The following is a 12084-nucleotide window of genomic DNA, read 5'->3' as shown; positions in this document are numbered from 1 at the left end:
CCAATGAGTACTAAAGTTAAAATCCATGAAATAATGATATAACTTGTATAACAAATCGCAAAGTTTAAATAGTTCTTACCCTGTTGATTAATATATGCTGATTCATCTTTTTTCATTATCCATATGATTAGGGGCCCAATGAAACCTGTTAATAAGTTTAAGATCCAAATTAGCATAGCCATATTTTTTTCTTCACTTGTTACGTTTGGAAAAGCATTAGGATTGTTTGAGTTGTTTAGGAAATTCATAATTTACCACCTTAATATAATTTTATTTTTTCTTACCATTTTCCTTGTTCTTTTAAAATACGTTCGCAAACTTCGAAGCATTCATCAACATGACTTTTACCTAGTTGATACATTGCACCATAACTAATAGATCCGGCGATAATTGCTCCGGCGAATGGGATATATTTCGCTACCTGTTTTGTAGTGACCTTAACACCCATCTTTTTCAAAACTTGTACCACTAACTCTTTTGTTAAGACTTTACCGATAAAGTTACTACCAATTGATGTAACAATAATGACGATTTTTTGTTTCTCATCTGCATCCAAATCCTCAATTTCTTCTGGTGTAAGTCCGAAACGACGATTAATTTTAGCTACTAGTTCCATAATTAACCCAATATCAGTTGCTACATCTACACCTGGAATAGGAACAGCCGCAACTGCACCACTAGTAGCTGAGCGTTGTTGAACAACTTTCATCGCTGCTTTTTTAGCTCTTAACAGTTCTTCTTTACTTTGAATTTTCATTTATATTCTCCTTTTTACTTTGAATGATAGATTGCGTGAAGTAGGTTTGATTAAGACGAAGTAGATGATTGAAAAAATCACTGGAAAATGGACTATGGATTAAACGAATATATGGACTAAATCGATAGAGTGCGTCAATCATTTCACCTTTTGTCACGTTAAATGTAGCCACCATTCTTTCATCAGTAGAGGACTCAATTATTGTCACATCAAACACATCTTTTAATTTATGCCAAACATCTTTTGTCATTTCGAATGTCGAAGTCATATCACGTTTTGAATTGGAAATATGAACTTCCTGAATTGAAGTGATGTGTGATACTGGCATCGATTTTTCTTCATCTTGATGCATGAATATCAAATGAAACTCTCTAAATCTATAAATTATCTTTAGAGGTATCACATTATTGATTAAACGATTATTTAAAATGATGTTAATGTCTTTGTTCTCCCTTATTGCGTCTAGTAACTGAATGACTAGATGGTATTCAGTTTTACTCTCAACAATATTAAAATCATTTAATAAGGTAGAAAGATAGGTAATATCATGACTATAGTTCTCACTGATGATAGATTTAAGAGTGTCGTATAATCTCTTATGCATAATAGGTGATAGTGAGTGCAATTGTAATAAAAGCATTCTTAAAGGTAAACTGTCTTTCAATTCATTATGTTTTGAGATAGTATAAGCATTTTTTGAATGATCATATATAATCTCCTGACGATAAAAATGTTCATTTGAATCACTTAAATATTCTCTTATATCTTCTATATCCCGCTGAATCGTTCGTGGATGTACATTAAATTCATGAGCGATTTGTTCTTTATTCACATACTGATTCTTTGTTAACCTACTAAATAGGATAAGTAGACGCTGAGCGCGGTTCATCTATCTTAATCTCACCACCTTTCATCCAATAAGTTCATTATAGAAAATAGCATGGACAAAATATGTCATATCATCAGAAAAATTTTCATTTATTTACATTTAATAATTGTTGTTTTTAGCGGCAATTTATTGTTTGAAACAATAAAAAATAATGGCATAGACAATATATGTCTACACCATTATTTTTCGTGATATTAAGTTGTATCGATTTAATAGAAAATATCTTTTCTATGGCCTACATGGAGATGAGTGATTACAAATATATGATCATCGAGTCTTAATGAAATAGGTGATGACATTTTGATGTCTCCTGTGTAGTTATTATTAACTACAACTTATCATTTACATTCTTTATATGCAATAATATAGATAACAGTAATAAAATATTAAACAAAAGAGGTTCTATAATGTATAAATATATATTGATGGATTTGGATAATACACTCCTTGACTTTAATGCGGGTGAGCGAGATGCTTTTAATAAAGTGCTTGAGAGTGAGCGTATGCACTATAGTGATGAATTAATACAGCGCTATCAACAGATTAATGGTAAGTTATGGCAGGATTTAGAAGCGGGCAACATAACGAGACAGCAATTGTTGGATACGCGATTCCAAAAATTCTTTGGTAGTATAGGACGAACGGTAGATGGTGTTGAGAAAGAGCGCATATTCAGAGCAACATTAAATGATAGTCACGTATTGATTGAAGGTGCTCTGGCATTGTTGCAGTATTTAAAATCAAAAGATATGATCATATGCTCAGCAACGAATGGTGTGTATCATACTCAAATACAACGTATGCAAGCATCTGGTATTTATGAATATTTTAATCATCATTTTATCTCTGAAGAGATTGGTTATGAAAAACCGGATATCAGATTTTTTGAGCATTGCTTTAATACGTTACAACTGGATAATCAACAAGAAGTATTAATGATTGGTGATACACTGACGTCAGATATTTTAGGCGCCAAAAATGCTGGCATCGATAGTTGTTATTTTGGATTTAAAGCATCTGATGCGACGTACACAGTTCGTACATTAAAAGAAATAGAGGATATTATTTGATTTAAGTAAGATATAATAAAAAACGAAATTCGATTAGGAATTTCGTTTTTTATTATGGTGAATATGACTATGATCGAAGTGTAATCGTTTCAAAATATTTAACGTCGTAAACGACGTTACTGGAATCGCGAGTGTTACAGCAATACCTGCGCATAGTAATGTCATTAATTCACTGGACAGCACTTTAGAGTTGATAATATCGCCAAAAGAATAATTTAATTTACTAAACCAGATTAATAACGTTAAATAACTTCCTAAATACGCGAAGAATAGTGTGTTGATTGTTGTACCTAATATATCTCGCGCAACATTCATACCCGACTTAAATAGTTGTTTATTCGATATTGTCGGCTGATTAATATATATTTCTTCCATTGAGGAACTCACAGAGATTGTTAAATCAATGATTGCACCTAATGTACTGACAAGAATAATGAATAAAGACAGATGCACAAAGTTAATACCGATATTCAAGTGATACGTTGCGATTTCATCGCCTTCTTCCATCGCAAATCCTTGTATACCGCTAAATATGACTGCACCATATACAATAATAAGTGACAGAATAAAAGTTATAGATGTAGCGATAATTGTTATGATACTCACACGTGTATATCCATTCATCACAAATATATTAAAGAGCGCCATAATAATACAGAATAATATAGCGAGCAATATAATATTGATTTTTAAGATGATTAGAATTACAAAGAGCCCTAGCAATAATATATTAACGAATAATCCAGAGAAAGCTTTAATGCCTTGTTTGCGTCCAACATATACCATCAAAAAGCATAAAATAATGGCGAGTAATGCTAATGTACTCATGACAACTTCTCCTTTGATAGCATGTAAGAGGCTATAAATATAGTGATTGGGATTGTCAGAATAATACCAATACCACTTGCTAAAAATCTTGTGATTTCAATTGACCAGTGTAACTGGAAAGATTGAACGATAGGCGAGTAATTGCGTAAATAAAGTACAATCATCGGAATAGCACCTGTTAAATAAGCAAATAATAATATATTACTCATCGGTGCTAAAATGTCATCGCTAATATTTCGACCGGCTTTTAGAAATGCACTAAATGAAGTTTGTGGATTGTTTTGTTTAATTTCATATAGCGCAGATGTTAGCGTAATTGTAATATCCATAATGGCACCTAATGTTCCGATGATAATAGACGCCATAAATATACTTTTTGGTGAAACCGTTAAAAATGTAATCGTTTCATAACGAATCCCATTTCCGTTCGTAATTGTAATAGCCATTTTAATTAGTAATGCTGTTGCTAATAAAGAAATAATCGTACTTATCGTCGCGATGAACGTCTTTTGGTTAATGCCACTAACGAGTAAAAGTGTCACGATAGATGAAATTATCACCATCATAAATGCTAATAAGAATAGGGGGATAGTAGGATAGTGTTGTTTTATCAGTAACATTCCAAGTGATATCAATAAGTTAATAATGAGACTGATGATGGAAGTAGCACCCTGCATACCACCGATTAGCGTTATGAGCGTAATAAAGATTAAGCCATATACTGCAATGATAGTATCCCTTTTCATACCGTCAATGGATTTTAAATCTTGAGATAAGAATACTTTGTCACCTTTATGATATTTTTCAGAATAGGCTTGGCTTTTGAAATACGGATGGTTGATTGTGATTATTTTATCTTTATTGTGATTATTTGTTATTTTCAAAGTTAGCTGTTGATTTAATTGTTTGTCATCCTTTGATGGTTGCACTTCTTCTTTGACTGAGGTTATTTTAGCAATCGTGTTGTGATAATAAGCGTCGTTCATTAATGTAAAAATGACAACACATAGCATCAATAATGGTAATATACTAAGGAGTATATATTTAATATTACGGCTCAATTTTATCCCTCTTTTTATCAGTATAATGCTCATCATACAATATGACGAATTGTGTTTACAAGTCATATTAATCATTATGAAATAAGGGGGTAAAATATATAAAAAGAATATAAAAAAATACAAAAAAAAACATAACAATTATGGAGGCATTTAATATGGAAAATAGAGTTCATCCTTCTTTACTCAATACATTTAAGAAGTTATCACCAATGACGTTAACAGAAGACAAGTTACCAATGATTAGAGCAGCGAGTAAGATGTTAATGAAACCTTATGTTGATGATATGATTACGCAGCAAGAATATTATGCGATGCATGACGACGGGACGCAAATTCGACTTAAAGTATATGCACCGGTAACACAACAAGAAACATTACCTGCTATATTATTCATTCACGGAGGTGGGTATGTATTTGGCTCAATAGAAGGTAATGATGCGAAATGCGCAGATTATGTGAAAGGTGTAAATAGTGTTGTCGTTTCTGTTGAGTATCGTCTTGCGCCTGAATATCCATATCCAGCAGCGATTGAAGATTGTTATTTAGCACTTAATTGGATTGTTGAGAATAAAGCGATGCTTAACATCGATGAAACGAGAATTGCTGTAACTGGCGGTAGTACGGGTGGAGGGCTTGCTGCAGCATTAACTTTATTAACGAGAGACCGACAAGGTCCGAAGATTAAATTTCAAATGCCATTATTTCCAATGTTGGATGATACATGCAGTTCGTATTCAAGCAATGCATTTACAGAAAAGCGTGTCTGGAGTAAAGAACATAATGCATTTGCATGGCAAATGTATTTGAAAGGTGTAGAAGGAGAACCATCTAAATATGCAGCGCCTATGCGTGAAACAGACTTTACGAACTTACCGCCGATGTATACGATGGTAGGCGCATTAGATCCGTTTAGAGATGAGACGATGGACTATGTCAAAGCATTAACAGAAGCGGATATTCCTGTTGAATTTCATTTATATCCAAGAGGGTTTCACGAGTTTGAATCACTTGTTCCAGATGCTGAGATGAGTCAACGTGCTGTCGCAGAGACGATAAGCGCATTACGTGAAGGATTAGATGTAGAATAAGGATGATATAGAAATATGTCCTGGGTAATAGAAAAACTCAACCTAAATCAAATCATGATTTATGGTTGAGTTTTTTGTTGTTCATAATCGCATTTCAGACTGCCTCTACTCAAACGGCGTCTTCAATGCAGAACCTCGTCAAACTTCACCCATTCCATCGAAATCAAAAAGCGATTTCTTGGAATGGGTTCCAGTTTGTTCGGTTCTAACCGCATTTCAGACTGCCTCTACTCAAACGGCGTCTTCAATGCAGAACCTCGTCAAACTTCACCCATTCCATCGAAATCAAAGAGCGATTTCTTGGAACGGGTTCCAGTTTGTTCGGTTCTAACCGCATTTCAGACTGCCTCTTTCTACGTCCCGCAATACGTTTGATATATTCTTTCACTTGGTGGAGCAGGGTTTAAGTATGGTGTATCGTGGTTATCTGAGAATGGATTATGAATTGCATCAATTAATTGATGGAGTTTAGTATAATCATTTGCCATTGATGCATCACTCAATGCTTCTTCCACGAGATGATTTCTTGGAATCACGGCTGGATTAACAGATTGCATTAAAGTATAAGCATCATGTTCGTTTGATGTTGATTGTATGAATGCAAGCCAGCGTTGATACCACTCCTGCACATCTTCATTATTGTATATACCTAATTGTGTGAATTGTTGTGTCGCAAGCTTTCGGAATGAGCTAGTAAAGTCAGTTTCATATTTCTCAAGTAAAGCAAGGAAATCAATAACAATTTGGAAGTCGTCCTGCGTAATCTGGTCAATACCAATCTTTTGTCCGAAAATATGCATATAATGTTGAATGTATTGATCCCTGTAAGTGTTAAGCGCTGTTTCTGCATATTGTATCGCAGTACTTTCATCATCATCAATTAATGGAATAAGCGTTTCTGCAAAGCGTGTTAAGTTCCATAAAGCAATAGAGGGTTGATTGTGATAAGCATATCTTCCGTATTGATCAATAGAACTAAATACTGTCGATGGGTTGTACGTATCCATAAACGCGCATGGTCCATAATCAATCGTTTCTCCACTGATGGTCATATTATCAGTATTCATGACACCGTGAATGAAGCCGACAGATTGCCACTGTGCGATAAGTTTAGCTTGTTTCTCTATAACTTTATTGAGTAAAGATAAGTATCGATTTTGGTCATCCTGGATTTCTGGATAGTGACGTTCAATTGCATAATCTGCTAATTGTTTAATATTATCTTTATCCTCTGTGCGTACTGCATACTCAAATGTGCCCACACGTAAGTTACTTTGTGCAATACGAACGAGCATTGCACCTGGTAAAGATGTTTCACGGTAAACATTATCACCTGTAAGAGATACTGCAAGACTTCTAGTTGTAGGGATACCTAGATGGTACATTGCTTCGCTGATAATGTATTCTCGTAACATGGGCCCAATTGCTGCACGACCATCTCCAGAACGCGAGAATATTGTTCTGCCTGAGCCTTTTAGCTGAATATCATATCGTTCATTGTGCTCTGTTACATGTTCACCAAGCACATGAGCGCGACCATCACCCAGCATTGTGAAATGACCGAATTGATGTCCAGCATACGCATGGGCTGACGGTTTGCTGCCGGGTAAGATTGCATTCCCTGTTAAGTATTCAGGATTATATTGAAGCGCTGTATCTATATTAAGTTCGTTAGCTAAATCTGAATTGAATATGGCAAGTTTAGGATCTATTGATTTTTCAGGATTACATAACTCATAAAAATCATCGGATAAATTATGGAATGAATTATTGAAATTAAAGTTAAACATGATTACCTCCTGTATATAGGTTAGTTTCATCATAACATTAGAGTAGGATGAAATAATCTTACTTTGCTTATCATCAAATGTTTAGTGTGTTGTTCAATAGGAGTTTCGATTTTACTACTGAGACAGCAATGAATTATAAACCAGTTTATTTTATTAATTTAATAAAATGTTGGAGTGAGTATAAATAACACTTCTACGATGCTGTTTGAAGTATTAATAAAGCGATGGCGTGTGTTTTTAGGTATTCTAACGACATCACCTGTATTCAAAGGATATACTTCGTCAGATAGTTGTACGTTAATTTCCCCACGCATTACGATGGCAAGTTCTTCTTTATCGTCATGTTCATAATATGATTCGGTTGTTTTAGAATGTGGTTTAATTTCCATCAATAGTACACGTATATTTGTTTTCATAAAGTCAGGGGTTAAAAGATCATAAACGATATGAACATTATCTTCGCGATAAATCTTTTGACGCTCATCTTTTCTTGAAATAAGTGAATTCGTATCAATATCGTTAATGAATAGTGTAAATAAAGGAACACCTAAAGCTTGTGCTAACAACTCGAGTACATTTAATGATGGATTACCCAATCCTCTTTCAATTTGACTAATAAGAGAGGTACTAACGCCTGAGTGATTTGCAAAATCACGGATTGTCATATTGTTTTGTTTGCGATATGCCATTATTGTTTTACCTAATTGTTTCATCGAAGCTCCTTTTATTATGTTTATTATATTGTGTTTTTTTATCACTGTGTATTAACATACTGAATTTTCCATTTGTAAATGTTCAATACGTTTTGTTTATTATAAAATAAAATCGTTATATATAGTAAACAAAAGAGGGGTGCTCATGAAATTTATTCATATCTTATTATTGATAGTTGGTGTATTGGCTCTATCTTCATCTGCAATATTTGTTAAAGTGGTAGATGCACCAGTTGAAGTAACAGCTTTCTATCGTATGTTTATCGCATTTATCATTATGTTGGTAATGATGATAAGGCGAGACTATCGTTCTGAATTGCGAAGTTTATCCAATAAAGCAAAAATAATTATGAGTGTAAGTGGTATTGTGTTAGCCGTACATTATTTATTGTGGTTTGAGTCGCTACAATATACTTCAGTAGCAAGTTCAACAGTTATTGTAACATTACAACCAATTTTTGCAGTCATAGGGGGATATTATATCTTTAGGGAGAGATACAGTATTCGGGCCTTGAGTGGTGTATTATTAGCAGTGATTGGATGTATCGTCATAGGTTACAACGATTTGAAACTTAGTGGTATCGCACTTTATGGTGATTTACTTGCATTCATAGCTGCGTTAGTTATCACAGTATATTTCTATGTGGGACAATACGTAAGAGTCAGTACGAGTTTAGTGGTATATTCTATATTAAGTTATGGAAGTAGTGCCCTTACTTTGTTGTTAATTAATATATTGCGTGGCAACAATATGCTATCATTTTCAGCAACGACTTGGATGGCGTTTATCGGACTCGCTGTATTTGCAACAATTATGGGTCAAAGTTTATTTAACTATTTAATTAAGTGGTTAAGTACTACAGTAATATCGATGAGTATATTAGGTGAAGTTGTAGGAACAGTTATTTTGAGTTATTTATTTCTCGGGGAATTTATTAGGTTGAGCCAGCTCATTGGTATTGGGATTATATTATTGGGCCAAGTTTTGTTTATTATCGCAACAAATCGAGATAATGAATCTAAATCCTAACATAATGATTATGATTTAGTAGACATAGGGACATAAATTTTTTTAACATCTTTGGTTTCATCTATTTTTATATTATTAATATGTCTTGGTAATTGAGAAATCACCCATTCACATTAAGCAGTGAATAGGTGATTATATTTTTATAATTATTTAATGGACTATATTCATTTAACAATTATTGTTGTACTTTTCTTGGATCATCATTTGGCACTGCATATAATATTGCGATTAATGCGATAACACCCATTGCTACGTTAACCCATAAAGCAATCATTGCACCAGTATAGACGCCCAAAGAAGCAACTGCAGCACCGTAAACTGCACCGCTAATAGCTACGCCAAATGCGCCTCCAAGTGAAGATGCCATTTTGTAAATTCCTGATGCAACACCAACTTTATCTTCAGGTGCGTTTGAGATGGCAGTATCAGTTGATGGTGTAGCGTATAACCCTAACCCAAGACCGAAACATAAGTAACCGATAACACAACTAATGATATAAATTGTTTCTGGTAAGAAGGTTAATGAAATCAACGCAACACCAATTATTACGATAAGTGTACCGAGTAACATCGGTTTTTTCGCACCCATTTTTTGAAGGATTTTCTCACCAACACGAATCATAAGTAATACCATAACTAAATATGTGATGGATAAGTAACCAGCTTGTAATGAAGTATAACCTAATCCTTGTTGTACAAATGTATTCGCTACGATTAATGTCCCAGCCACTCCGTTGAGTAAGAAGTTAGAGATGGTAGCACCGGTATATGGTTTGTTGCTAAATAAGTTAAAGTCAATTAATGGATTATTAACAACACGTTCTACTTTTAAGAATAAGACGAATGCGACTAATACGAGTGCAACTAATCCGAAGAATAATGGTGAAGTATAACCAATTGCTGCTCCTTTAGTAATCACTACATTTAAGCTCAGTAACATCACTACTAAAATGATTAATCCTTTCACATCAAATTTAGATGTATTTGTTACTTCTGATTTTGATTCTGGCGTTCCTTTAATTAATATCATTGCAAGAATCGCTACGATAATTGAGATGATAAAGATCCATCTCCAACCGAATGCTGTTGCCACTGCGCCACCAAATAATGAACAAACACCGCTTCCGCCCCAAGAACCGATTGACCAGTAACTTAACGCACGTTGTCGTTCTGCACCTTCATAGTATGCTTTCATAATTGCAAGTGTAGACGGCATAATACATGCAGCTGAGAATCCTTGAATGACACGTCCTAAAATTAATAACACTGGAAAGTTTGTTGCGATAATTAAAGCAGATCCTACAATACTTAATATAAGACCGATATTCGTCATTTTTACGCGTCCAATTTTGTCAGCTAATCCACCAGCACCAACTACGAACATACCAGAGAATAGTGCAGTAATTGATACAGCGATACTAATAGTACCCATATCTGCGTTAAAGCTTTTTTGTAATGGGGGTACAACGTTAACAAGTGATTGTGCAAACAACCAGAATGTAATAACACCAAGCACAATGCCGAGTATTAATTTATTGCCACCTTTATAGTTTTGAGTAGTTTCCATCTTATTGTTCTCCTTTCAAATAATCTAATACGACTGTTCCAACTGCTTTTGCCGAGATTAATAATGATTTTTCACTAATATTGAATTTTGGATGATGGTGTGGGTAAACTTCGCCATCTTCAGGCATTGCGCCTGTATAAATAAATGCGCTTGGTCTTTCTTTGGCATAATAAGCAAAGTCTTCTGATGGTGGTTGTGCTTCACACATTTCGACACCGAAACCTAAGTCTGCTTTCGTTAAAGTTTCTGCTACGTAATTTGTAAATTCAGGATCATTGTATAACGCTGGGTAATCATCGTTGTATTCTAACTCACAAGTGACACCGAACATTGTTTCTAATCCTGCAGTAATACGTTTAATTTCTTTCTCGATTGTTTGCTTTGTTGCGTCTGTTAGACCACGAACATCACCTTCGATGACAACACTATCTTTAATAACATTGAATTGTCCTTTGCCATCAAAAGATCCGATTGTCACAACCCCCGTTTCAAATGGGTTTAATCGTCTTGATACAACTGTTTGTACAGCAGTTACAAAAGTGCTTCCTGCAACAATTGCATCGTTGGCCATATGTGGTGAAGAACCATGGCCACCTTTACCGTGCACTGTTAATTTGAAGAATGCACGTCCTGTTTGAACAAATCCAGGTCTGTAATAAACTTTGCCAGTTTCCATCGTACTCATCACATGTACACCTAACACATTATCAACGCCTTCAAGTACGCCAGCCTCGATCATACCTTTAGCACCACCTGGAGGTACTTCTTCGGCAGGTTGATGAATGACGATAACTTTACCTGTAAAGCTATCTTTCATTTCTGCTAAAGTTTCAGCGAGGGCTAACATATAAGCTGTATGTGCATCATGTCCACAAGCATGCATCACACCTTTATTTTGGGAAGCGAAGGGTAATCCTGTTGCTTCTTCGATAGGTAACGCATCAAAGTCAGCACGAATGGCTAAAGTTTTACCTGGTTTTTGTGAATCGATAGTTACTTTTATACCGCGTTCACCGATGTTTGTTTCTACCTGTACGTCTTTGTCTTTGTAGAAATCTGCAATGTACTGTGCTGTTTTCTCTTCCTGGAATGATAATTCTGGATGTTGATGTAAGTAACGTCTGATCTCAATCATTTTCTCTTCTTTGTTTGTTAAAGCTTCGATTAATTGTTTATTCATGTTCTTCATCTACTTGTCTTTATTGTAGGTGATATGAATGAATATATATTTTCTATTTATGCTATTTTTGTTGTCAATTCAAGTTTTTTTTATTATAAAATAAGAATAGGA

General features: G+C 34.5%; 12 protein-coding genes. 3 read left to right on the top strand and 9 right to left on the bottom strand.

The window, feature by feature from the left end:
• The 3 genes from OCL94_RS11080 to OCL94_RS11070 form a co-directional block, all read right to left on the bottom strand.
• The coding region (locus OCL94_RS11080) for a DUF4870 domain-containing protein (RefSeq protein WP_262996987.1) at positions 1-248 on the bottom strand (248 nt) is incomplete at its 3' end.
• A 32-nt stretch (positions 249-280) separates the two neighbouring features.
• Entirely contained in the window at positions 281-757 is a 477-nt protein-coding gene (locus OCL94_RS11075) for a hypothetical protein (RefSeq protein WP_262996986.1), read from the bottom strand.
• Positions 741-1646 carry an HTH domain-containing protein gene (locus OCL94_RS11070; RefSeq protein WP_262996985.1) on the bottom strand — a complete coding sequence of 302 codons (906 nt, stop codon included), beginning with the start codon at positions 1644-1646 and terminating at the stop codon, positions 741-743. Before OCL94_RS11070 ends, OCL94_RS11075 begins: the two co-directional genes overlap by 17 nt.
• Before the next feature lie 407 nt (positions 1647-2053).
• On the opposite strand from OCL94_RS11070, the gene OCL94_RS11065 reads away from it, so the two are divergent.
• Positions 2054-2716, top strand: a complete 663-nt coding sequence (locus OCL94_RS11065) for a YjjG family noncanonical pyrimidine nucleotidase (RefSeq protein WP_262996984.1) — start codon at positions 2054-2056, stop codon at positions 2714-2716.
• Positions 2717-2749: 33 nt separating this feature from the next.
• On the opposite strand, the gene OCL94_RS11060 is transcribed toward OCL94_RS11065, so the two are convergent.
• Both OCL94_RS11060 and OCL94_RS11055 read right to left on the bottom strand, forming a co-directional pair.
• On the bottom strand, positions 2750-3544 hold the full coding sequence (locus OCL94_RS11060; RefSeq protein ID WP_262996983.1) for a YibE/F family protein: 795 nt from the start codon (positions 3542-3544) through the stop codon (positions 2750-2752).
• Positions 3541-4605 (bottom strand): YibE/F family protein, encoded by a 1065-nt coding sequence (locus tag OCL94_RS11055; protein WP_262996982.1) that lies wholly within the window; start codon positions 4603-4605, stop codon positions 3541-3543. The genes OCL94_RS11060 and OCL94_RS11055 overlap by 4 nt, the downstream gene beginning before the upstream one ends.
• A gap of 155 nt (positions 4606-4760) precedes the next feature.
• On the opposite strand from OCL94_RS11055, the gene OCL94_RS11050 reads away from it, so the two are divergent.
• Positions 4761-5693, top strand: a complete 933-nt coding sequence (locus tag OCL94_RS11050) for an alpha/beta hydrolase (RefSeq protein WP_262996981.1) — start codon at positions 4761-4763, stop codon at positions 5691-5693.
• A gap of 353 nt (positions 5694-6046) precedes the next feature.
• Here the strand turns inward: OCL94_RS11050 and OCL94_RS11045 are convergent, their stop codons facing one another.
• Complete coding sequence (locus tag OCL94_RS11045; RefSeq protein WP_262996980.1) at positions 6047-7483, bottom strand: protein adenylyltransferase SelO; 1437 nt, start codon at positions 7481-7483, stop codon at positions 6047-6049.
• A gap of 158 nt (positions 7484-7641) precedes the next feature.
• The gene (locus OCL94_RS11040; RefSeq protein ID WP_262996979.1) at positions 7642-8196 is read right to left on the bottom strand and encodes an XRE family transcriptional regulator; all 555 of its coding nucleotides are present in this window, start codon (positions 8194-8196) and stop codon (positions 7642-7644) included.
• A gap of 145 nt (positions 8197-8341) precedes the next feature.
• Here OCL94_RS11040 and OCL94_RS11035 point away from each other — a divergent pair, with 145 nt between their 5' ends.
• Positions 8342-9226, top strand: a complete 885-nt coding sequence (locus OCL94_RS11035; RefSeq protein WP_262996978.1) for a DMT family transporter — start codon at positions 8342-8344, stop codon at positions 9224-9226.
• 175 nt (positions 9227-9401) lie between these two features.
• Here OCL94_RS11035 and OCL94_RS11030 read toward each other — a convergent pair whose 3' ends face one another.
• Together OCL94_RS11030 and OCL94_RS11025 are read right to left on the bottom strand one after the other, a co-directional pair.
• Positions 9402-10793 carry an MFS transporter gene (locus OCL94_RS11030; protein ID WP_262996977.1) on the bottom strand — a complete coding sequence of 464 codons (1392 nt, stop codon included), beginning with the start codon at positions 10791-10793 and terminating at the stop codon, positions 9402-9404.
• Between the two features lies 1 nt (position 10794).
• The gene (locus tag OCL94_RS11025; protein ID WP_262996976.1) at positions 10795-11973 is read right to left on the bottom strand and encodes a M20 family metallopeptidase; all 1179 of its coding nucleotides are present in this window, start codon (positions 11971-11973) and stop codon (positions 10795-10797) included.
• Positions 11974-12084 lie beyond the last annotated feature (111 nt).

The organism is Macrococcus capreoli (assembly GCF_025628935.1).
GTDB lineage: Bacteria > Bacillota > Bacilli > Staphylococcales > Staphylococcaceae > Macrococcoides > Macrococcoides capreoli.
This window is presented reverse-complemented; position numbering and strand designations above follow the sequence as displayed.

Bases quoted from the DNA above. Each gene is read 5' to 3' on its own strand.
- OCL94_RS11060 (WP_262996983.1), bottom strand. From the start codon at position 3,544: ATGAGTACATTAGCATTACTCGCCATTATTTTATGCTTTTTGATGGTA.
- OCL94_RS11035 (WP_262996978.1), top strand. From the start codon at position 8,342: ATGAAATTTATTCATATCTTATTATTGATAGTTGGTGTATTGGCTCTA.
- OCL94_RS11045 (WP_262996980.1), bottom strand. From the start codon at position 7,483: ATGTTTAACTTTAATTTCAATAATTCATTCCATAATTTATCCGATGAT.
- OCL94_RS11050 (WP_262996981.1), top strand. From the start codon at position 4,761: ATGGAAAATAGAGTTCATCCTTCTTTACTCAATACATTTAAGAAGTTA.
- OCL94_RS11070 (WP_262996985.1), bottom strand. From the start codon at position 1,646: ATGAACCGCGCTCAGCGTCTACTTATCCTATTTAGTAGGTTAACAAAG.
- OCL94_RS11065 (WP_262996984.1), top strand. From the start codon at position 2,054: ATGTATAAATATATATTGATGGATTTGGATAATACACTCCTTGACTTT.
- OCL94_RS11075 (WP_262996986.1), bottom strand. From the start codon at position 757: ATGAAAATTCAAAGTAAAGAAGAACTGTTAAGAGCTAAAAAAGCAGCG.
- OCL94_RS11030 (WP_262996977.1), bottom strand. From the start codon at position 10,793: ATGGAAACTACTCAAAACTATAAAGGTGGCAATAAATTAATACTCGGC.
- OCL94_RS11040 (WP_262996979.1), bottom strand. From the start codon at position 8,196: ATGAAACAATTAGGTAAAACAATAATGGCATATCGCAAACAAAACAAT.
- OCL94_RS11025 (WP_262996976.1), bottom strand. From the start codon at position 11,973: ATGAATAAACAATTAATCGAAGCTTTAACAAACAAAGAAGAGAAAATG.